Genomic DNA, 19,578 nt, shown 5'->3' with positions numbered 1-19,578 from the left:
CCGCTTAAGATTCCGTCAGGCAATAAATCGCCCCGCTTACCGGATCCACCTCAACCTCATAGGTGCCGACCTTGCCGGTATCCGGCTCCTGCACGCACCCGCTGCGCAGGTCGATTTTCCAGTCATGGAGCGGACAATGCACATCCTTGCCGCATACCATGCCCTCGGAGAGCTTTCCTCCTTTGTGCGGGCACTTGTTCTCCACCGCCAAAATATCGCCGTCGCTTAAGCGGAACAAGGCAATTTCCGTCCCCTCCAGCACCACCGTCCGCGATCCTTTCGGATCGATCTCCGATATGTTTCCGATCAGATGTTTAACCATCCCGTTCCCCCCTTAGTTCTTCACAGGCTCTGCATTCGGCAGAGGTTCGAAATTTTTGCGGAGTTCCTTGTCGGATAAAATCTCCTTCCACGGATCCTTCTGCGTGCTGAGCGCCAGCTTCAACCGTCCATGAAGCGCCTCTCGGTCTTCCTTCTTCTCCAGCGCCTTCTTCACGCTGTCCAGCCCGACCCGCTCAATCCAGACCGATGTCCGTTCATTCCACTGCGCATGCTCGCGGTAATATTGAATAAAGGCACTCGCCCATTCGACCACTTCATCCTCCGTTTTCACGACGCAGAGCAGTTCGGTTGCCCGCACATGCACGCCGCCGTTGCCGCCGACATGCAGCTCCCAGCCGCCGTCGATGGCGACCACGCCGAAGTCCTTGATAGTCGCTTCCGCGCAGTTCCGCGGGCATCCCGACACGGCCAGTTTCACCTTGGCCGGTGTACTCAGGCGCTCCAGCTCTTTTTCAAGCCGGATGCCCATGCCGATGGAGTCCTGGGTACCGAACCGGCAGAAGGTGGAACCGACGCAGGTTTTGACCGTGCGGAGCGCTTTACCGTATGCATAGCCGGAAGGCATGTCGAGCTCCTCCCACATTTTCGGGAGATCCTCCTTTTTGACGCCAAGCAGGTCGATCCGCTGCCCGCCGGTGATCTTGACCATCGGCACGTCGAATTTCTCGGCGACCTCGGCGATTTTCTTCAGCTCGGACGGGGAAGTGACACCGCCGTAAATCCGCGGCACCACGGAATAGGTTCCGTCCTTCTGAATGTTCCCGTGGTATCTTTCGTTGGTGAACCGGGATTCTTTTTCATCCTTATAAGACTCGGGGAACAGCATGCCCAAATAGTAGTTCACCGACGGACGGCATTTGGAGCAGCCTTCGGGATTGTTCCAGCCCAGCACGTTCATCACTTCTTTGATGGACTTCAGTCCCATCCGGGTAATTTCCGCAACGATTTCGTCCCGGTTCAGCGTCGTGCAGCCGCATATGCCTTCTTTGACCGGCTCACCTGCCGCATCGCCTGCGAAGAGCTGAACCAGACCCTCGACGAGCGGTTTGCAGCCGCCGCAAGATCCGGACGCCTTGGTGCAGGCTTTGACCGCCGACACGGTCGTGCAGTTTTTATTCAGGATCGCGTCCTTGATCGTCTCTTTGGTGACGCCGTTACAACCGCAGATGATCTCGTCATCCGGCAGACCTGCCAGCCGTTCTTCCGGCGATACGGAAGATCCGGCGCCGACGGAAAAGCCGAGCAGCAGCTCCTTTTCCCGGCCCTTGACCGATTCCCGGCTCTTCATGAGCGAGAACAGCTTGGAGCCGTCGCCCGTGTCCCCGAACAGGACGGCGCCGACGAGCCGGTCGTCGTGGATGACGATCTTTTTATACACGCCCTCTACCTCATCTTGGTAACGCAAAGCCCTGGTGCCCTCCGGCTCGGCAAAATGCCCCGCGGAGAATACATCTACGCCCGATACCTTCAATTTAGTTGAAGTCACGGAGCCGGCATAACCGGCGGTATCGACGCCCGCAAGCCGTTTGGCGAGCACGGCCCCTTGTTCATACAGGGGCGCGACCAGTCCGTAGGCGATGCCCCGGTGCTCCGCGCACTCGCCGACGGCATAGATGCCGGGAATGTTCGTTTCCATATAATCGTTGACGACGATGCCCCGGTTGACCTCTATTCCGGCGGATTTCGCCAGGGCCACGTTCGGCCGGATGCCGACCGCCATGACGATCAAATCGGCGTCGACCCGGGTGCCGTCGGTGAAGCGAAGCTCCTTGACCCGCTTGCGCCCCATAATGGATTCGGAATGCTTGCTCAGCAGAAACGTCATCCCTTGGGCTTCCAGCTCCCGCTGCAGCATCCGCGAAGCGGTCTCGTCCAGCTGCCGTTCCATTAAATAAGGATGGATATGGACGACCGAGACGTCCATGCCGAGGTGCAGCAGCCCTCTCGCCGCTTCGAGTCCCAGCAGTCCGCCGCCGATGACCACGGCCTTTTTATGCTTTTGGGACGTCTCCATCATCGTTTCGCAGTCCTTGATATCCCGGAAGGCGATTACGCCTTCCTTATCCGCGCCCGGAAGCGGGAGCATGAACGGATTGGAGCCCGTCGCCATAATCAGTACGTCATATTTCGCCTCCGCACCTTGATCGGAATATACGACGCGGTTTTTCGTATCGATTCGGGTCACCGTGTGCCCGGTATATAATTCGATCCGGTTTTCTTTGTACCAGTCCCAGTCATTGATCACAATTTCCTGAATATCCGCACCGCCCGCAAGGACCGATGACAACATGATCCGGTTGTAGTTGGGATGGGGCTCCGCCCCGAAAATCGTGATTTCGTACGCATCCGGCGCCAGCTTCAGCAGATGCTCCAGCGCTCTTACCCCTGCCATCCCGTTACCGACCATGACCAGCTTTTTCTTCGCCATGTCTCTTCCGCTCCCCTCAATAGTCCAATCTTCTGACTCTTGTACGCAAAAACCAGAAAAGCCCGCCTTCGGGCCCCGGACAGAGTGACGCACTCTGGCTCAGGAATCGAAAGCAGGCTTCATTGCCGCTATAAAGGATACACCGTTGTATCCGGCTGTTATCAAGTTCTTGATGGAAATATACACTACCCCGTGAATGTTTGTCAACATATTTAACATGAGAAACACATTTTCATTTGGTTATCGACATGTCACCCTGTTTTATGTTATATAAATTAACATACAATCTGTTACACTCATCTTAAACTCTGACTGGACTGAATTATGAAGGGAGCGTCTATGCATGCGTTCATTGCTGGTTATCCACCGCCAGGCCCCTCCTTCAGAGCGAAGTGATTCAGATAGCAGGACGCTTCTGCCGGAATTTATCCTTCGTTCCTACGGGTACCAAGTCCATCTCGCACGCGACGAGGAGCAGGCTATCGCCGGAATCGGGGATGCGGACGGCGCGGTGCTTCACCTCCCGGTCTCCGAGATCAAGGCTTGGTGCGGCAAGCTCGAGAAACACAAACAAACACCGGTTCTTTGGTGGTGCAGCGATACGGCCGCCTCGTTGTCCCTAGAGGCATGTGAGGATGATGTCATCATTGACGGGCTTTTATTTCCGACCATGAAAGCGCACGAGCTGCATTGGTCGCTGCATTTCAGCTCCGCCCACTTCTATGAACGGCAGCAGTGGAAGAACGAGCGCAAGCAGCTTCTCGCCCGCATTGAGGAACGAAAGTGGATCGATATGGCCAAGGGGATTCTGTGCGAGCTCAAAAACATATCGGAATCCGAAGCCTATGACGTCCTGCGCAAGCAGGCGATGAATGAACGGAAACGGATGGTGGACGTCGCGACCTCCATCGTCAAGCTGTATCAGCTGCTTCAGGAATCCGGTTCGGGAGGTGCCAAGAAATCATGATCCAATTATTAAAAGAAGTCGGCCGGGGCAAGCGGGGCGCCCGTGACCTGACCTATGAGGAAGCCCTCCAGGCGGCTGAGGCAATCCTCGTTATGACCGCCACCCCCGCCCAGATCGGGGCGTTTTTTATCGCCGAACGTATCAAAATGGAAAGCGTAGATGAGCTGGAAGCCTTCGTGTCGGTCCTGCGCAAACACGCCGCCCGATCGGACCTTCCGCAGGGCATCGACTGCGCCGGCCCGTACGACGGCCGGAAGTCGTCCTTTATGTCAACGATTGCCACCTCGTTTGTGCTGGCTGCCGCCGGACTGCCTGTTACCCTGCACGGGTCGGCGTCCCTTCCGCCAAAGTGGGGGATGACGCTGGCCGATGTTTTTGCCGCAATGGGCATTTCCGGCCCGTCGCTGTCCAGGGAACTGTGCCTGGAAGCAGCGCGCCAGACGGGCGTGCTGTACGCCCATGCCGAGGCCTGGTGCCCCCCGCTGTCGAAGCTTCGCCCTATCCGCGAGGAGCTCGGCATGCGGACCGTCCTCAACACAGCTGAGAAGTTTGCGGATTACGGACACTCCCCTTTCTTAACGTTTGGGGTGTACCATAACACGGTCTTTGACCGGCTCGGCCGGCTCATCATGAACCTTGGCTATGAGCGGGCCATGATTATTCAGGGAAGCGAAGGCTCGGATGAGCTGTACATCCACCGCCCGACCCGGACCTACCGGATCGAACACGGGGAGGCTTCGCTCCAGATCATCGATCCGGAGAGCTTCGGCCTCGATACGCCGCTGCCGGAGGTCGACTGGACGCCGGCCGAGCAGGCGGCGGTCACGGGCCGGGTGCTGCAGGGCAAGGGCGACATGGCCTTTATATACCAGGTGCTGCTGAATGCGGCAGTGCGCCTGCACCTGGTGGATCGGGTGCAATCTGTTGAGGAAGGCCTGTATACGGTTAAGGCGCTGCTGGAATCCGGCAAGCCGTGGGAGCTGTACGGAAAGTGGCAGGCGGTGCTCAAAAACCAGCCGTTAATGGTATGACTCCCCTGCCTGCTTGTTGTCGGTAGAGGCAGAATAAAGAGCGCCCCGGGATGTTCACCGGGGCGCTCTTCGGTTTGTCTACAGTGCGGCGTCGTCCTTGCCCGTATGGCGGACTCACTCAGCTTAAGCCAAGGCCGGTTGCTCAGATCATGAGCTTTAGGCGTAAGCCATGGCTATATTCCATCCTGGTCCAAAGAATGCGCCCATTAGCCGATTACCGCCGCCGCTTACGCCTCCGCCGTTCCGAACCGCTTCGCCGATCTCTCTTTCGCCTTCTGAGCCTCGATCTCGCGGTCACGGGGACTGGAGTTCGTCACGAGCGAGTCCAGCAGCTTCTTAGATGCCGCAGCGACCTCCGCTATCGCCTGGTTAAAGGCTTCTTCATTCGCCTTCGACGGGCTCTGGAAGCCTGACAGCTTGCGCACATACTGCAGGGATGCAGCCTGAATCTCTTCATCGGTAGCCGGCGGATCAAAATTAAACAGCGTTTTGATATTTCTGCACATAGCCCTTCTCCTTTGGAATGTTTTTCGAATGCGTTTTATGTCCAATATAACGCACCGTCCGCCGTTTTCCAAGAAAAGGGATACGATTTCCTGCATCAAATCGGTTTCCCGGACATTAAAACCGCATAGGAATCGACTTCGCCTCATGATGGGCCAGCGCCGCAACGCAGTCCTCTCTCCCGGCGAACTCCCGCACCCACTGCAGCGATTTCATCGCCTGATCCGGATCCGACGTAATCCCCGGCAGAATCATCTCCTGCCAGGATCTCTCGGCGTACCCAGCATCGGAGGCCAGGAGCAGCCATCCTTTTTCCACTTTTGCCAAAATAGACAAATGGCCCGGCGTATGTCCAGGAGTATGAACCAGATACAGCAAGCCGTCGCCGAAAACGTCCAGACCCAATTGATACGGGCCATAGGGAATCGGCTCGAGAGCAAACGGCGTTACAGGCACCCTCCGGTGCCACGCCTCCTGGCTCACTGCCGCAAACTCCCATTCCGGCTGGCTGACGAGAAAACGCCCCGCCCCCTTCAACAGCTCGAGGCCGCTGATATGATCCACGTCCAGATGGCTGATGACAACAAGGTCAATATCCTTCGGGGTCAGCCCGCGCGCCTGCAGCTGTTCCCTGACGGAACTCCCGGCAGGCAAATCGTATTCGATGAACTGCCATAAATCGCTGCCCAGGTGCTGCTCTGGCCGGGATCGTATGTCCTCGTGCCATCCGGCATCGACTACAACACGCCGCCCACTGGGATGCTCAATCAAATAGCTGGACAGTGGAACCTCGGACTGAAATGATTCTCCCCGCTGGTTTACCGGAGGTATGCTGGCAAGTTCCTTAAATGCGAGCGAGCGGTCATATTTCAATCGGCCGGTGTGAAGCACCTCTACCTTAACAAAATCGTTCATGATAACTCCCCTCCCTGGATCGGTTAACAGCATTATGCAGCGTTCCATCCATTTCGTGAAGACGGCACTTTTTAGTGATATACGAACCCGAAGGTTCGTGCTGACCGTTGGAGAGGGCGGGCAGACCTCTCTTCACAAAGGTTTTCCTGGCACTCAAATGAGAACAGCACAAAAAAGCCCGGCTTACGCCGGACTTCATGTCGTTCCATTCTGTTCATCACGTGGGGTTTGCCGCGCTGCCCGCTTCCTCGATCTGATTAATGACATCCGTCAGCGTAATGCCATCCAGATATCGCTCCAGCGCGGCTTCTCCGCCGCTGTATATCTGATCCATAATCCCCTCGATATTGGAAGCCACTTCGCAAGGCAGCTCCTCTCCGCCCGAACACCAGCTCGGCTTCAAGGATCCTCTTGCAAGCAGGCGGTACAAATCACCCAATGTGACCTTCTCGGTGCCCGGATTCAGCAGATAGCCTCCGCCGACACCTTCCTTGGTCGTTACATATCCCTGTTTGCGCAGCAGTCCAAGCACTTTCCGAATCCGTGCCGGATGCGTGCAGACACTTTTGGCAATCTCTTCGCTGTTAGCCATTCGTTCTTCTTTCAAGCTAAGAAGGGTTAAACAATGGACGGCAATGTTGAACTCACTATTCATTTTCGCTCCCCCTTATTACTGTAATTATATGGTTTACAGTTGCTTGTGTCAACCGGATTGCCTGGGTTTGGAACGTTTTCCGCTTAAAAATAAATAAAGGACGCTAACGAGACTGCCGGAGCCGCTCCCCCCCGGTCCAGTACGCTTAGTTTGACTTAAAACCCCTTGGATTAAACCTCCTCTCCTGACAGTTCCAGCGAAGGTTTTCCCGGCTCTGAAAAGTTTGTTATACTAAAGCGGATCCTGTCCTTTGATCTAGAGGCTGCAGGCTCCCCAAATTCTGCGTAAAAGAGGTTGTGTATACCATGATCATTCAGTTTATTCGTTATCGTTAATGTAAGGTACAGATAACAAAAATCCCGTTTTTTTTAAAATATGACGAGGGTTTATTTGTCTGTGCCTTTTTCATTCAACGCTAAACGAATGAATGGGGTGTTTATGGTGCATAACGCTAAATTAACCGTGCTCGCTGGGCTGATATCCCGGCATGAGCACCTGTTTCGCTGCCCGATCTGCTCCGGTCCATTGAAAATGGACGGATTACGCAGCATGATTTGCGGCAGCCGGCATTGTTTTGATTTGTCCAAAGACGGTTACGTCAACCTAATCCCGCACGCCGTGCGGTCCAAATACAACAAAGACCTGTTTACCTCGCGGCGGGAAACCAGCCGTCACGGTTTATTTGACCCGCTCATTGATGCCATTCGCGATAAAATTGAGGTTATGGTTCCCTCTCGATCAGGGGAACTCCGCATTTTGGATGCGGGATGCGGCGAGGGCTCCCATTTGACGGCGATACTGTCTGCCCTGCAAAGACCTGATGCTCCAGACATCCTGGGCATAGGCGTGGATATCGCCAAAGAAGGGATTCGCCTGGCCGCCAAATCGGGCGCCCCCGCCATCTGGTGTGCGGCCGATCTGGCCGGCAGCCCGTTCGCCGGCCGGCAGTTCGACGTCATCCTGAACATCTTGTCTCCGGCGAACTACCAGGAGTTCCAGCGCCTACTCCGGCATGATGGCCTGGTGATAAAGGTCATCCCGGGAAGCCGATATTTGCAGGAAATCCGCGCCCTGTTCCACGGCAAGACTGCAAACCGGCCTTCGACCGAAGGTGGACGCACTATCGACTGGCCGACTCCTGCGAACGGACATCCTATCGACCGGCCATCATCCCCTGCCGGACGTACCGCCGAATTGTTCGGCCAAAAGTTTGCATGCGTCGATATTCAGCATGTGGCGTACGACATGCTCGTCGCCGGGGAGGCCTTGGAGCATCTTCTGCGGATGACCCCGCTCTCCTGGGGCGTGCCGGAAGCGGCCATACGGAAGGCTGCCGGGCAAGGTCCCCTGCGCGTCACCTTCGATTATGATGTGTTATGCGGCCGGATGAACGAATAAATTATCGGCCTTATCAACATCAAAGCCCCTATCGGCCAGCAGCGGCCGGTAGGGGCTTTTTTATACAATGATTCGATTATCAACGATTCCCTATCCGTTTCCGTTCTGCAAGCGATGTAAGAAGGGCATCTCGGAGACAATTTCCCCATAAACACAAAAAAATGAGCCCTTCAGCGAAGGAGCTCCAAATCAGATTAGACATATGAAAGGGTTTACAATAGGTATTATAGTATAAATACCCCTAATTGAAAACGCTTTTTTATCCTTTAATTTCATTTTATATCATGTCGCGCTACGCTACCCCTGATTCCCCTTTCTCCGCTAATGATTTTTAAAATGGTATTGCCAAAACTAATGTCATTAGTTATTATACTAATAAGATTAGTTTTGAGGAGGAGTTATCCATGAAAACCACGTCCGTTCAGCAAGTAACCCAGGTTTCTTTTATGCCCCGTTTGTTTCCCGTTAATGTGTATCTCGTTGAAGAAGAAGACGGGCTGACCCTAATCGATGCCGGCATGCCCTTTAGCGTAAAAGGTATCCAACAAGCAGCAGACCGACTCGGCAAACCGATTGTGCGGATCGTGCTGACGCACGCGCATGGTGATCATATCGGGGCATTCGACCTGCTGAAGGCGGTTCTTCCTCAAGTAACGACTTATATTTCCCGCCGCGACAGCCGCCTCCTTGCTGGCAGCAAGGAGCTCGAGGCCGGCGAGCCGCAGGAGCAGGTCCGCGGATCCATCCCCGCACCGGGCAAGGTTACGACGAAGCCCGACGTGCTGCTGGAAGACGGGGACCGCGTCGGGTCGCTGCTGGCCGTCGCCTCTCCCGGGCACACACCGGGACATATGGCCTTCTATGACACGCGCAGCGGTGTCCTCATCGCGGGCGACGCCTTCCAAACCCGCGCGGCCTTGGCCGTATCGGGCCATATGCAGCCACTGTTCCCTTTCCCGGCGATGGCCACCTGGAGCAAGGCGACTTCCATCGCCAGCGCCAAACGCCTGGCCGGTCTAAATCCGACGTGGCTGGCGGTCGGCCACGGCAAAATGATCCCGCAGCCGACTGATAAGATGGCTGCCGCCATTACCCGGGCCGAAGAAGCCCTGAAGAAGGGGGCGGTTTAATGGTGCGCCGCATGGGACTTGACCGCGAAACCCTGCTGATTGCAGCAGCCGAGCTGGCCGATGAGGCGGGATTGGATAACCTGACGCTGTCCGCTCTGGCCCAGAAGCTTGGTGTTCGCTCCCCTTCCCTGTACAACCATGTGAACGGACTCCCGGACCTGCGCAGCGCGCTTGCCGCCTACTGCATGCAGCATCTGGTCGATTTGATGCGCGACGCGGTCATCGGCAAATCGGGCGAGGAAGCGATCCTGAGCTTGAGCGCAAGCTACTTGGCATTTGCCCGCCAACGCCCAGGCCTCTATGAGGCCTTTTACAAAATCGAAGCGTCGGATTCCCCGGAAACCACCAAGCTGAGTGAGCAGCTGCTGAACATCTTTATCCGGGTTCTCGAACCCTACGGTCTTGGGGAACAGAACACATTGCATACGATCCGCGGACTGCGGAGCTTCCTGCACGGCTTTGCCTCCCTGGAACAGAACAGCGGATTTCAGATGAAGCTGGATTTGGACGAGAGCCTGCATTTTGTCATGAGAGCCTTTCTGAAAGGGCTGGAATCCGGCGCTTAATCGTCTGCGGGGCTGGATCTCAGAGCCTGGGCAAGATGTCATATGACGTTCAAGTTTACTTCTCTATTTGTGTGATATACTATTAGATGTGATTGATTATATTGACAAGAGGGGAGTCTTTGAACGTGCCTCATATCAGTCCCTTGTATTTGCAAATTGGAACGACAGTGGGGACGTTGGTTTTGGCCCTGATGACCATATTCATCCGTCTCAAGGCGAGCCACAGACCCGTTACGATAAAAAAAATACTGATCCCGCCGATGGGCATGGCGACCGGTTTCCTGATGTTCGTCGCCCCGGCCGTGAGAATTCCGCTGTGGTGGGCGCTCATCGCCTTTTTAGTCGGCTGGTTCCTGTTCTCCTATCCGCTGATGCGCAGCACCAAGTTTGAAGTCAGCGGAGGACAGGTCTTTGCGCAGCGCTCCAAGAGCTTTATCATCATCCTCTTCGCCCTGCTGGCTGTCCGCATGCTGCTGCACCAGGTGATTGAGGAATATGTATCGATTCCGCAGACCGGCGCCCTGTTTTTCATCCTGGCCTTTGGCATGATCCTCCGCTGGCGGATTTTCATGCTGAGACAGTATCGGAAGTTTGCGCCCGTTACCGCAGATTCGGTACCCGATCCATTGAACCCGGCGGAATGATCCCATGATCGATGCGAAGCCAAATAACGACTTCCACGCCGGTGTTCCTGCCAGAGGCGGCCGGTAAGCCAATTTCCTAAGACTTAGGAGATTGGCTTTTTTGATATAGGGAGATTCCTCAAAAAATAATCCCGACAATGCATAGCGCCAGGCCGTTTGGAAAATGCTTAAAACAAATGAAATAACGGGTCCGCTGCGCTGGACGCCCGGCCCATAAAGCTCTTTTCCAATCGATGGCGGCGGTACCATGTATATTTTTTCACATTTCTTTCGTAAAGTGGTCCTTTTTACGATCATTTATGTTAACATTAGGAGGACGATAGTGACTAGGCCTTTTCGGACTGAAAAGGTCTTGTGGCTTGTAGATACTCCTTCGAAGGGAGTCTATGAGCTCCTTTTCATTATAAAAATACTTAAGCACAACTGCTTACGCAAAGGAGAAATGGACATGTCAGAAGCAATTTCTGAACAAGAGACACAAAACGTGTCTGTCGGCAAAGAACAAAACGACGTGCTGGACCAGCTGCTCAAACCTGAGGTGCAGGAGTCCCTTACGATTCTGGTCGACCAGCTTCCAAAGCTGACTGAGCTTGTGAATGTATTGACAAAGTCTTATGACTTCGCTCAAACGGTCGCTACCGACAAAGTGCTGAAGAGCGACACCGTCGGTGCCATCACCGAAATTGTGGAGCCTGTGAAGCATTCGGTGAAGAACCTGGCCGCTACTGTCATCGAAGCGAAAGACCGCGCTGAAGACAGCAACGAAGTCATCGGTCTTTTTGGTCTGCTTAAAATGCTGAAGGATCCGCAAGCTCAAAAAATCTTCCGGTTCCTGAACGCTTACCTTCAAATCTCTGCGGAAAAAGCAAAACAACAATAATCTTTTATACATCTAACCAGTAAGGACGGAGGAAAAACCATGTCAAAACATATTGTCATTTTGGGTGCCGGTTACGGCGGCTTGCTGGCCGCTCTGACCGTACGCAAATATATGAACAAAGATCAAGCACGGGTTACGGTCGTGAACCAATACCCTACGCACCAAATCATTACTGAGCTGCACCGTCTGGCTGCAGGCAGCATTGCTGAGCAAGCCATCGCTATGCCGCTCGAAAAACTGTTTAAGGGCAAAGAAGTCGACCTGAAGATCGCAACGGTCAACTCTTTCTCCGTAGACAGCAAAGAAATCAAGCTTTCCGACGGTTCCAGCCTGTCTTACGACGCTTTGGTTGTCGCACTCGGAAGTAAAACGGCTTACTTCGGCATTCCGGGGCTGGAGCAGTACAGCTTCGTGCTGAAGTCTGCTGAAGACGCTCTGAACATCCACAAGCACATCGAAGACCGCATCCGTGAATATTCCAAAACCAAAAACGAAGCTGACGCAACGATCCTTATCGGCGGCGGCGGCTTGACCGGCGTTGAGCTTGTCGGCGAAATTGCTGATATCATGCCTGGTTTGGCTAAAAAATACGGCGTAAATCCAGCCGAAGTAAAGCTGCTTCTGGTTGAAGCTGGCCCTAAAATCCTGCCTGTACTGCCTGATCCGCTCATCGAGCGCGCGCAAAGCAGTCTGGAAAAACGCGGCGTAACCTTCCTGACAGGATTGCCTGTAACGAACGTGGAAGGCAACGTGGTTGACCTGAAAGACGGTCAAAAAATCGTGACCAACACCTTCGTATGGACTGGCGGCGTGCAAGGCAACCCGCTCGTAGGCGAATCCGGCCTCGAAGTAAACCGCGGACGTGCTACCGTCAACGAATTCCTGCAATCCACTTCCCATCCGGACGTGTTTGTGGCTGGGGACAGCGCCGTTGTATTTGATCCAAGCGGACGTCCACAACCGCCAACAGCGCAAATCGCTTGGCAAATGGGCGAGCTGATCGGCTACAACCTGTATGCCCTGCTCGAAAACCATGCGTTCGAAACATTTGCTCCGGTGAACTCCGGTACGCTTGCAAGCCTTGGCCGTAAAGATGCCGTGGCTACCATCGGCGAAAGCAACACGTCCCTCAAAGGTATGCCTGCGTCCCTGATGAAGGAAGCAAGTAACATCCGTTACCTGTCCCACATCAAAGCTCTTTACACGTTGGCATACTAATCTGTAAACCAACGTTTGACGTGTTAAACCAAACAGCCCTCTTTTCAAGGCATTTGCCATGGAAGAGGGCTGTTTTTTGTTGGGATTGCTGCCCTCTCATCTACCATTCAGCGCATGCCGGAGATCGGCGAGCTCCTGCCCGATATCCGGCACCAGCGGCAGCTCCAGCCCGTCGGTTCCTTCCGGTCCCTCTTCTGTCTCCCGCCGCTGCTCTGCGGACTGGGCCATTTTCTCGAGATGGAGCAGCACCGCTCCGAGCTCCCGGTCGGGCAGGACGGGCCGGAGGGCGCTCAGCGCGAAGGAATTCAGCACATATCCGAACTGATCCAGCGACCAGATGACGGGCAGCAGCTTCTCCAGCTCTTCCTCGCTGCGCGGGATCTCACCGAGCGCGGTCTGGTATACCGTCCTCAGATTGGACAGGTGCCGCCGCATGGAGCGCTGCTGGAGGATGAAGCCCCGCTTCGCTGCGGCACTCGCAGGCTGCCGAATGAACAGCAGCGCCAGAAACTGCGCCTGGCTGCGGATCGTCCGGCCGAGAAGGTACGGAATCCGGCTGGAAGCCGAGCGGCTGCCGACCAGCAGCACGCCGATCAGGCCGATGACGCTGCCGACGAGCACGTCGGTCAGCCTGGCGCCGGCAAAATAGCTGAAGTTATGTATCCGGGTATTGGTCTCCGCCATCAGCAGCGCGTTGGGCGTAATGAACAGCATGGCCAAGGCGTAGTTGCGCACGATCAGCAGCTCGGTAAAAAAAGTGAACAGCATGATCGCAATGGATACAACGAAGCCCTCCGGGCGTGTCCATAATATCGCGCTGGCAATGAGGATGCCGAGTATCGTTCCGAGGGATCGCTGGATCGCCCGGTGAAAGGTGGCGATGACGGTGGCGCCGAGCATCACCGAAGCACAGGAGAGCGGCACCCAGTAGGACCGGTTCAGCTGAAACGCATACGCGGCAGCGGCCGCCACCATCAAAATGACACCGAACCGGATCGCCTGCAGAAATACGATCGAGTCTTTATCCAGATTGCCCTCCAGCATGCTTCTCGCCGGAATGCGGGTCAGCTTGCGGCCCTGCTCCCCCTCCGGTTCCGCATCGCTAAAAATAGCATCCAGCTGCCCAACAAGGTCCTTCAGATCCCGGATTCGGGGATCCGGGTCGTCCGGCAGCGGAGTTCGAACCCATGTCTTCGGTTCCCCGCATGCTTCCCCTGCCTTTCTGACTGCAGCGCTTAATTCGGGCGGCAGCTTCTCTCCCACGTCCAACGGGATTTTGTCCGTCAGCAGGTAAATGTGGTGCGCAAGCGAGTACATCCGCGACAACCGGCGCGGTGTTTTATCGCTGCGCCGATCGAACCTGCCTGTCGCGAGCGCGGTTTCCGCGCTGTACATGGACAGCAGCGTTCGGTGCCTGGCCCGGCTGTACTCCCGGGTGCCGGCACCCTCCATGAGGGAGCCCAGGTCGAGATACAGCTGGCGGACAGCGCCGATTTCGGGACCGTGCGGCCGAAGCAGCCAGCCGGCCATGGCAAAGCACCACGCCAGCATTCCGCCTAGAAACACCAAGCCGCCGCGGAGGAATGCCTGGGAAGGATCGGGCGGCATACCCGTAGCCAGCGTGAAGCTGAGCACGAAGAATAACGCCCCCGGACCTTTGAACTTCAGCACGCCGAACAGATAGGATGCCGCTGCCCCGATGCAGCCCAGAACAAAGGCGGCGAGGAGCGGGTTGGGAGCCAGCAGTGTGCCCGCTGCCACAGAGAATGTCAGGCCCAAGGCGGCGAACAGAATTTTTTTGGCCCTTAACGCATACGGCTCGCTCGCCACGTACAGATACGCGAATCCCCCCGTTCCTGCCAGCATCCCGAACTGAAATTGGCCGAGCCAAAATCCGATCAAGGACGGCAGGCCAATGCACAAGCCGGCGCATAAAGCCCGGTTCCACGGGAGCGCAACCTTTTTCATCTCCAAGGCTTGTTTGAGGGTATGCGATAAAAACGGGTGTTGCCTTTTCGTTACCCCAACTTGGATCCCCCCTTCCGCACCTGATCATGCCAAAAGAGCAGCCCCATACCTGTAAGGCCGCTCCCGTATTACCATGTACTATATTTATTGCCATCCGTAATCCGCAATATGCTGAGGTCGACCTGTATCACCGCAACACTTTTGATGTCTCATCCCATTGATAAAGGGTACGTAAAAAAAGGACGCCATGCGGCCGAAACCTACCACTCCGCGTGAGGAGCGAATAGCCCAAGCCCGATTTTCCATAAAATAATATGATTTCATGATTTAAATTGCCGCTTCAAATTTACCCCGAGGCAAAGGCAGGAGGAAAGGAATGAAGAAGGACCTAGGGCGCTCCAGGCGGCGCACCGAGTTTACGGTTTGGGTCGTGTCCCGATCCGATGTGTTTACGTTCGTGGTCTACGAAATAATTCTGAGCTCAGCGGTGTATGCCGGCCTCAAGCGGACCAATGGGCATGAGCTGATCGCCATACTGGGCAGTTCGGTGAGCACGACCATGTGCAAAAGGTGGGTTCGCCTGGATGCGCTGGCCTGGTGGAGGCGCGGGCGGGAGCTCCATATTGTTCCATGGCCGAAATCGCCCTCTTAAAATAATCGCCGTGCCCGGCCATCCTCGAAAGAGGATACGGCGAACACGGCGTGTGTTTCGGCATCCCGGCGATGTATCACATCGACGGGATCCAGGAAATCATCGGGCTGAATCTGAATGAAGATGAGAGCGGGCGGTTTGCCGCCTCCTGCGGCGTGATCCGCAGCAATATGGAGAAGCTGAATTGGGTCCAGCAGGCTACATCCACCGGATAAAAAATCTCCGTTCTACGGGGATTCCATGCTCCTCCGCCCATTGGAGAAGCTCCGGCTCACCGGCGGGCTGACGAGGCTGCAGGACAAAGCACAGCTTCATCGGCACGATCCGCCGCTGCTTCAGCTTGATTCCGTACCAGCGCTCGTTAATCCATACGCCATGAATGTCCGCAGTGGAAACTTCCTTGCCTTCCAGAACAAGCTTTTCCGGTTCAAGCAGCAGTGTCTTGGGCTTGCCTGCCGAGCGGTAGAGAGAAACCGCGATAGCCCCAGCAATAAATAAAAGTAATAATATTCGAAAGACGAAGGTGCCTCTCTCCAAAGAATCGTCTGGTGAGTTGAACATCTGAGGAACGGTAATCACCAGCAAAGTGACCATGCAGAGCAAAAATTTTGCCCGCAGCGGATATTTAATAGCAAGCTGGGAATGCATGAGCTGCCCCCTTTCCGTTTGTTATTTTACATATTATGGGACGCAAGTTATACTGCTATCATACATCACTTTTCTGGAAAGGGGGAAGCCCGCATGAATTTCGCTTTGTTCGGTTTGGCGGCTGTCTTGATGATCCTGTTTTGGTCCGCTCTAGTGGTCGGGGGCATCAAGCTCCTGTTCATCAAGGGATTAAAACGGGGGCTGGACCCTTTTATCCTGATGTCACTCGTTCTTGGACTGGCTGCCATCTCCCGGATCATCCAATGCTGGATTTACGGCCAACCCACGTCCGTAAGCTTCATCATGCTTTTCATTTCGATCCTTCTGATCGGGCCATCGCGGTGGCGTTACTTGAAAAACCAGCTTTAAGTTTTCTCCATCCCCCTTGCCTACTCCAGGACAGGAGGCACCCGGTGCCTGGTGGCCTGCTCGTAGCCGTAAGCAATCTTGATCAGCGTCGGCTCGCTGAAAGACCGGCCGATAAAAGTAATCCCCTGTGGCCCTTTGGTAGTATAGCCGCCGGGTGCAATGACTCCGCTCTCCGCGAATCCGCCCGGCACGGTAATGACCGGATAACCGGCCCGTGCCGCCAGGTCATCGCCCCCCTCATTCCCCAGAAACAAGAGGGCATCCAGTTTATGCTTATCGAAAGCCCTGTTCAGCCCCTGTCTTGCCTGACTGACACTTCGCTTCAGGCTGTCGATGTACACTTTTTCGGTCAGCGTGCCGCTGGTAGCCTCCGAGTGGATCAGCACATCCTGCCCGTAGCGGAGGCAGGTATCCGCATGCTCCTCATTGAACCGGATTACCTCTTTGAGCGAATGCACCGGCACAGTTTCCGGCAAGCGGGCCAGATATTCATTGACCCCTTTTTTAAATTCATGGGTCAGCACATGCCCATCCCACTCCGCCTGCTCGCAGGATAATTCGACGGGATCGATGATCTCGGCTCCCTTCGCCTTCAGCACCCTGATGGCGGCTTCGATAATCTCCAGCCGGTCTTTGTCCAGTTCCTGATAGTAAAACCTCGGAATCCCGATTCTCGCCTGTTGAAGAAATTCGGCGTCCAGAAATGGCGTATAATCCGTGTAATATTGACCGCTGCTGCCGAGTGTCACCTCGTCCTTCGGGTCTTCGCCGGTCAGAGCACCCAGCAGTACCGCTGCATCGGCTACCGTTCTAGCCATGGGGCCTGCCGTATCCTGCGTATGTGATATCGGGATAATGCCGGCTCGGCTTACGAGGCCGATCGTCGGTTTTATCCCGACGATACTGTTCTGGCTGGCCGGACTGATGATCGACCCGGAAGTCTCCGTGCCGATAGCTGCCGCCGCCAGATTGGCCGCCACAGCACAGGCCGAGCCGGAGCTCGAGCCGCCGACGAACAATTCGCCTGGCCCGTAAGGGTTCAGGCATAACCCGGCCCGGCTGCTGTAACCCGACCACATCGTGCTGGACATAAAGTTGGCCCACTCGGTCATATTGGCTTTTCCGAGCAATACCGCCCCGGCTGCCCGTAATTTCTCCGCTACGAAGGATTCCTCTACCGCCACTGAATCCGCTAGCGCCACCGCGCCTGCGCTGGTATGCATGGCATCCCGCGTAGCAATGTTGTCCTTCAACAGAATCGGGATGCCGTGCAGCGGCCCGCGGGTGCCGATCTCGTACCGCTCTTCGTCGAGAGCCCGTGCGATGTCCAGCGCCTCAGGATTCACTTCGATGATCGACTTCAGTTTCCCGTCAAACTGCCGTATTCGTTCCAAATACAGCTGGACCAGCTCTTCCGAGGTCATCGTGCCGGTATTCATGGCTTCCTGCATGCTTGCGATATCGGCCTCCACGATCCACTCCGCCGGGTTTATTGGACTGCTGCTCATTTATAATCGCCCCCTGGGTAAGCTGCCTTCGTCAGCATGTATCTGCTTACCGTTCTTCGTATCACTTGATTTGTATATCCGCTTTGTCCCTTGGTATTCTATATGCCGCTCGTATTTTGCAGCACGATGCGCCAGCCGTCCGGGTCACAGATGGTGATGCCGTTAACGTCCCAGTATGGATTCTCGGCTTTGACAGCCGGGTAGCCCATGGCCTGAAGACGCTGCGCGATATCATTTCGCTTGTCGGCATCCGGTATGTAAAACACCAGCAGATTGTCCTCCGATGGCGGCGGCACAGGAACGCGGTGTTCATGCTGCGTAAATTCGAGATGATAGGCCGAATCGGGCAAGCCGAACATCACGCCGTCATAACCTTGATGCTGCTGAAACGAGCCGATGACCGGCAGTCCGAGACCTTCATGGTAGAACTGTTTGATTTTCTCGAGTTGGAGCGTCGGGCGCGCCACCCGGAACTGAACGGCCGGCATCTGTTCCGACCATACTCTATTGTTGTCCATGATTGACCTCCTATATAGTAAAGTCATACCCACTTATTTCAGGAAAGAAGGTACTCTCAATGATGATTTACCAGGACCATCTGCAGGGAATGACGGAAACATCGGTTGCCCCCGGCTTTTTTGACGGCTGGCCCAATCCGCCTTCGCCCGCTGTGCTGATCCGGCTGCTTGCGAACTCTACCTTTATCATACTGGCTATCGATACCGATACCAAGCGAATGATTGGTTTTATTAATTGTTTATCAGACAAAGTATTAACGGCCTATATTCCTTTGCTTGAAGTGATTCCGGAATATCAAGGCCGGGGGATCGGCAAAGAGCTGACGGCACGGATGCTGGAAAGGCTGAAGGGGCTGTATATGGTGGATCTGCTGTGCGATCCGGATGTGCAGGAGTTTTACGCCCGATTGGGCATGAAAAAAGCGACGGGCATGCTGTTGAGGAACTACGAGCATCAGTCGGGGGCAGAGCTGTAGACCGGGTTCGATTTAAGGACTCGAGGGGGAGGCGGCAGCGATTGTCTATCCTGCGATTCATGGGCAACAAGAGGGAGGCACACACGTCCGCTGCCGTCCCTCCGGCATTTTCGCATATACCCTCGCCTATGATCTCGTCTCCATGGGATGGCGGCAGAATCAATGCCACACACGGGCAATCTCCTGACCCGTCCTTATAACTCCCCTCCCAATTCGTTGGCAGGCTGCTTCAGCGCCTCCTCCAGCACCAGTCCCAATAAGGCATGATCAATGACATAACGAAACTCCTCGGGCTCTACCCAAATTCGGGCCAGGCACTCGTTTTCCCGGTTAAACGGCAGGCATTCCTCAATGTCCATCCGGTAAAACAGCTGGTAGCCGACCAACGGATATTTGCCGTTCGGGTCAAAATGCTCGTTCTCCTCGTGGCTCACTTCCATCATTCCGATGTACATCGCACGGCCGCGGACGCTGCCTTCCTCCAGCACTTCGCGGTGAAACGCCTCCTCCGGCGTCTCGCCCGGCTCGACATGCCCGCCAGGGATATCAAAACCGCGCCCGTCCACATGGACGGCCAGCACGTTGCCCCGCAGCATACAGATGCCGTGAACGCTGGTCACTTTGGCCGGGTCCGGCATGTCCTTCGTCGGGATCCAGGTCAGCTTGACCGGCTGGCCGCCCCATTCCACGCGTAGGGTATGATTCATGGATATATCCTCCTTTTTTGCTTGCGCCTATTTCCTCACAATGAGGGCAGCGGC

22 protein-coding genes are annotated in these 19,578 nt (G+C 55.3%); 12 read left to right on the top strand and 10 right to left on the bottom strand.

Annotated features, from left to right (window positions below; translation table 11 throughout):
• Positions 1-4 precede the first annotated feature (4 nt).
• Both nirD and nirB read right to left on the bottom strand, forming a co-directional pair.
• Positions 5-322: a nitrite reductase small subunit NirD gene (nirD, locus tag FHS19_RS24150; protein ID WP_183584336.1), complete on the bottom strand. Its 318-nt coding sequence runs from the start codon at positions 320-322 to the stop codon at positions 5-7.
• 12 nt (positions 323-334) lie between these two features.
• Positions 335-2,770, bottom strand: coding sequence for a nitrite reductase large subunit NirB (nirB, locus tag FHS19_RS24145; protein WP_183584335.1), 2,436 nt, complete (start codon positions 2,768-2,770; stop codon positions 335-337).
• 343 nt (positions 2,771-3,113) lie between these two features.
• Here nirB and FHS19_RS24140 point away from each other — a divergent pair, with 343 nt between their 5' ends.
• Together FHS19_RS24140 and FHS19_RS24135 are read left to right on the top strand one after the other, a co-directional pair.
• The gene (locus FHS19_RS24140; RefSeq protein ID WP_183584334.1) at positions 3,114-3,737 is read left to right on the top strand and encodes an ANTAR domain-containing response regulator; all 624 of its coding nucleotides are present in this window, start codon (positions 3,114-3,116) and stop codon (positions 3,735-3,737) included.
• Positions 3,734-4,768: an anthranilate phosphoribosyltransferase gene (locus FHS19_RS24135; RefSeq protein ID WP_183584333.1), complete on the top strand. Its 1,035-nt coding sequence runs from the start codon at positions 3,734-3,736 to the stop codon at positions 4,766-4,768. The genes FHS19_RS24140 and FHS19_RS24135 overlap by 4 nt, the downstream gene beginning before the upstream one ends.
• Before the next feature lie 227 nt (positions 4,769-4,995).
• Here the strand turns inward: FHS19_RS24135 and FHS19_RS24130 are convergent, their stop codons facing one another.
• From FHS19_RS24130 to FHS19_RS24120, 3 genes are all read right to left on the bottom strand, one after another.
• Complete coding sequence (locus FHS19_RS24130; protein WP_183584332.1) at positions 4,996-5,274, bottom strand: DUF2277 domain-containing protein; 279 nt, start codon at positions 5,272-5,274, stop codon at positions 4,996-4,998.
• Positions 5,275-5,389: 115 nt separating this feature from the next.
• The gene (locus FHS19_RS24125) at positions 5,390-6,187 is read right to left on the bottom strand and encodes an N-acyl homoserine lactonase family protein (protein WP_183584331.1); all 798 of its coding nucleotides are present in this window, start codon (positions 6,185-6,187) and stop codon (positions 5,390-5,392) included.
• A gap of 217 nt (positions 6,188-6,404) precedes the next feature.
• Positions 6,405-6,842 (bottom strand): RrF2 family transcriptional regulator, encoded by a 438-nt coding sequence (locus FHS19_RS24120; protein ID WP_094598207.1) that lies wholly within the window; start codon positions 6,840-6,842, stop codon positions 6,405-6,407.
• Between the two features lie 438 nt (positions 6,843-7,280).
• Here FHS19_RS24120 and FHS19_RS24115 point away from each other — a divergent pair, with 438 nt between their 5' ends.
• From FHS19_RS24115 to FHS19_RS24090, 6 genes are all read left to right on the top strand, one after another.
• Positions 7,281-8,240, top strand: a complete 960-nt coding sequence (locus FHS19_RS24115) for a putative RNA methyltransferase (RefSeq protein WP_183584330.1) — start codon at positions 7,281-7,283, stop codon at positions 8,238-8,240.
• Between the two features lie 404 nt (positions 8,241-8,644).
• Positions 8,645-9,370, top strand: a complete 726-nt coding sequence (locus FHS19_RS24110; protein WP_183584329.1) for an MBL fold metallo-hydrolase — start codon at positions 8,645-8,647, stop codon at positions 9,368-9,370.
• Positions 9,370-9,936, top strand: coding sequence for a TetR/AcrR family transcriptional regulator (locus tag FHS19_RS24105; protein WP_183584328.1), 567 nt, complete (start codon positions 9,370-9,372; stop codon positions 9,934-9,936). The genes FHS19_RS24110 and FHS19_RS24105 overlap by 1 nt, the downstream gene beginning before the upstream one ends.
• 125 nt (positions 9,937-10,061) lie before the next feature.
• Positions 10,062-10,580: a CcdC family protein gene (locus FHS19_RS24100; protein ID WP_183584589.1), complete on the top strand. Its 519-nt coding sequence runs from the start codon at positions 10,062-10,064 to the stop codon at positions 10,578-10,580.
• A 448-nt stretch (positions 10,581-11,028) separates the two neighbouring features.
• A complete protein-coding gene (locus tag FHS19_RS24095) occupies positions 11,029-11,460 on the top strand; it encodes a helical membrane plugin domain-containing protein (RefSeq protein ID WP_183584327.1) in 432 nt (143 codons plus the stop codon).
• 39 nt (positions 11,461-11,499) lie between these two features.
• Positions 11,500-12,678 carry an NAD(P)/FAD-dependent oxidoreductase gene (locus tag FHS19_RS24090; protein WP_183584326.1) on the top strand — a complete coding sequence of 393 codons (1,179 nt, stop codon included), beginning with the start codon at positions 11,500-11,502 and terminating at the stop codon, positions 12,676-12,678.
• 96 nt (positions 12,679-12,774) lie between these two features.
• Here the strand turns inward: FHS19_RS24090 and FHS19_RS24085 are convergent, their stop codons facing one another.
• On the bottom strand, positions 12,775-14,646 hold the full coding sequence (locus tag FHS19_RS24085) for an FUSC family protein (RefSeq protein ID WP_183584325.1): 1,872 nt from the start codon (positions 14,644-14,646) through the stop codon (positions 12,775-12,777).
• A gap of 376 nt (positions 14,647-15,022) precedes the next feature.
• Here FHS19_RS24085 and FHS19_RS24080 point away from each other — a divergent pair, with 376 nt between their 5' ends.
• Together FHS19_RS24080 and FHS19_RS24075 are read left to right on the top strand one after the other, a co-directional pair.
• Positions 15,023-15,298 (top strand): hypothetical protein, encoded by a 276-nt coding sequence (locus FHS19_RS24080; RefSeq protein WP_183584324.1) that lies wholly within the window; start codon positions 15,023-15,025, stop codon positions 15,296-15,298.
• A 50-nt stretch (positions 15,299-15,348) separates the two neighbouring features.
• Positions 15,349-15,513 (top strand): hypothetical protein, encoded by a 165-nt coding sequence (locus tag FHS19_RS24075; RefSeq protein ID WP_183584323.1) that lies wholly within the window; start codon positions 15,349-15,351, stop codon positions 15,511-15,513.
• Here the strand turns inward: FHS19_RS24075 and FHS19_RS24070 are convergent.
• The gene (locus FHS19_RS24070) at positions 15,497-15,946 is read right to left on the bottom strand and encodes a hypothetical protein (RefSeq protein ID WP_183584322.1); all 450 of its coding nucleotides are present in this window, start codon (positions 15,944-15,946) and stop codon (positions 15,497-15,499) included. The genes FHS19_RS24075 and FHS19_RS24070 overlap by 17 nt on opposite strands.
• Before the next feature lie 93 nt (positions 15,947-16,039).
• Between FHS19_RS24070 and FHS19_RS24065 the strand changes: the two genes are divergently transcribed.
• Positions 16,040-16,315, top strand: coding sequence for a hypothetical protein (locus tag FHS19_RS24065; protein WP_183584321.1), 276 nt, complete (start codon positions 16,040-16,042; stop codon positions 16,313-16,315).
• 20 nt (positions 16,316-16,335) lie between these two features.
• Here FHS19_RS24065 and FHS19_RS24060 read toward each other — a convergent pair whose 3' ends face one another.
• Positions 16,336-17,823, bottom strand: a complete 1,488-nt coding sequence (locus FHS19_RS24060) for an amidase family protein (RefSeq protein WP_183584320.1) — start codon at positions 17,821-17,823, stop codon at positions 16,336-16,338.
• A 98-nt stretch (positions 17,824-17,921) separates the two neighbouring features.
• Positions 17,922-18,341 carry a VOC family protein gene (locus FHS19_RS24055; protein ID WP_183584319.1) on the bottom strand — a complete coding sequence of 140 codons (420 nt, stop codon included), beginning with the start codon at positions 18,339-18,341 and terminating at the stop codon, positions 17,922-17,924.
• 59 nt (positions 18,342-18,400) lie between these two features.
• On the opposite strand from FHS19_RS24055, the gene FHS19_RS24050 reads away from it, so the two are divergent.
• Entirely contained in the window at positions 18,401-18,817 is a 417-nt protein-coding gene (locus tag FHS19_RS24050; RefSeq protein WP_312887319.1) for a GNAT family N-acetyltransferase, read from the top strand.
• 194 nt (positions 18,818-19,011) lie between these two features.
• Here FHS19_RS24050 and FHS19_RS24045 read toward each other — a convergent pair whose 3' ends face one another.
• Positions 19,012-19,524: an NUDIX domain-containing protein gene (locus FHS19_RS24045; RefSeq protein WP_183584318.1), complete on the bottom strand. Its 513-nt coding sequence runs from the start codon at positions 19,522-19,524 to the stop codon at positions 19,012-19,014.
• Between the last annotated feature and the right edge of the window lie 54 nt (positions 19,525-19,578).

This window comes from Paenibacillus rhizosphaerae, from assembly GCF_014192015.1.
Lineage (GTDB): Bacteria > Bacillota > Bacilli > Paenibacillales > Paenibacillaceae > Paenibacillus_AQ > Paenibacillus_AQ rhizosphaerae.
The sequence above is the reverse complement of the archived record's forward strand: the minus strand, read 5'-3'. Positions and strand labels throughout refer to the sequence as shown.

What these genes read in the sequence shown, in the direction of transcription:
- nirD (WP_183584336.1), bottom strand. Translation starts at nt 322, where the DNA reads ATGGTTAAACATCTGATCGGAAACATATCGGAGATCGATCCGAAAGGA.
- nirB (WP_183584335.1), bottom strand. Translation starts at nt 2,770, where the DNA reads ATGGCGAAGAAAAAGCTGGTCATGGTCGGTAACGGGATGGCAGGGGTA.
- FHS19_RS24140 (WP_183584334.1), top strand. Translation starts at nt 3,114, where the DNA reads ATGCGTTCATTGCTGGTTATCCACCGCCAGGCCCCTCCTTCAGAGCGA.
- FHS19_RS24135 (WP_183584333.1), top strand. Translation starts at nt 3,734, where the DNA reads ATGATCCAATTATTAAAAGAAGTCGGCCGGGGCAAGCGGGGCGCCCGT.
- FHS19_RS24130 (WP_183584332.1), bottom strand. Translation starts at nt 5,274, where the DNA reads ATGTGCAGAAATATCAAAACGCTGTTTAATTTTGATCCGCCGGCTACC.
- FHS19_RS24125 (WP_183584331.1), bottom strand. Translation starts at nt 6,187, where the DNA reads ATGAACGATTTTGTTAAGGTAGAGGTGCTTCACACCGGCCGATTGAAA.
- FHS19_RS24120 (WP_094598207.1), bottom strand. Translation starts at nt 6,842, where the DNA reads ATGAATAGTGAGTTCAACATTGCCGTCCATTGTTTAACCCTTCTTAGC.
- FHS19_RS24115 (WP_183584330.1), top strand. Translation starts at nt 7,281, where the DNA reads ATGGTGCATAACGCTAAATTAACCGTGCTCGCTGGGCTGATATCCCGG.
- FHS19_RS24110 (WP_183584329.1), top strand. Translation starts at nt 8,645, where the DNA reads ATGAAAACCACGTCCGTTCAGCAAGTAACCCAGGTTTCTTTTATGCCC.
- FHS19_RS24105 (WP_183584328.1), top strand. Translation starts at nt 9,370, where the DNA reads ATGGTGCGCCGCATGGGACTTGACCGCGAAACCCTGCTGATTGCAGCA.
- FHS19_RS24095 (WP_183584327.1), top strand. Translation starts at nt 11,029, where the DNA reads ATGTCAGAAGCAATTTCTGAACAAGAGACACAAAACGTGTCTGTCGGC.
- FHS19_RS24090 (WP_183584326.1), top strand. Translation starts at nt 11,500, where the DNA reads ATGTCAAAACATATTGTCATTTTGGGTGCCGGTTACGGCGGCTTGCTG.
- FHS19_RS24085 (WP_183584325.1), bottom strand. Translation starts at nt 14,646, where the DNA reads ATGAAAAAGGTTGCGCTCCCGTGGAACCGGGCTTTATGCGCCGGCTTG.
- FHS19_RS24080 (WP_183584324.1), top strand. Translation starts at nt 15,023, where the DNA reads ATGAAGAAGGACCTAGGGCGCTCCAGGCGGCGCACCGAGTTTACGGTT.
- FHS19_RS24070 (WP_183584322.1), bottom strand. Translation starts at nt 15,946, where the DNA reads ATGCATTCCCAGCTTGCTATTAAATATCCGCTGCGGGCAAAATTTTTG.
- FHS19_RS24065 (WP_183584321.1), top strand. Translation starts at nt 16,040, where the DNA reads ATGAATTTCGCTTTGTTCGGTTTGGCGGCTGTCTTGATGATCCTGTTT.
- FHS19_RS24060 (WP_183584320.1), bottom strand. Translation starts at nt 17,823, where the DNA reads ATGAGCAGCAGTCCAATAAACCCGGCGGAGTGGATCGTGGAGGCCGAT.
- FHS19_RS24055 (WP_183584319.1), bottom strand. Translation starts at nt 18,341, where the DNA reads ATGGACAACAATAGAGTATGGTCGGAACAGATGCCGGCCGTTCAGTTC.
- FHS19_RS24050 (WP_312887319.1), top strand. Translation starts at nt 18,401, where the DNA reads ATGATGATTTACCAGGACCATCTGCAGGGAATGACGGAAACATCGGTT.
- FHS19_RS24045 (WP_183584318.1), bottom strand. Translation starts at nt 19,524, where the DNA reads ATGAATCATACCCTACGCGTGGAATGGGGCGGCCAGCCGGTCAAGCTG.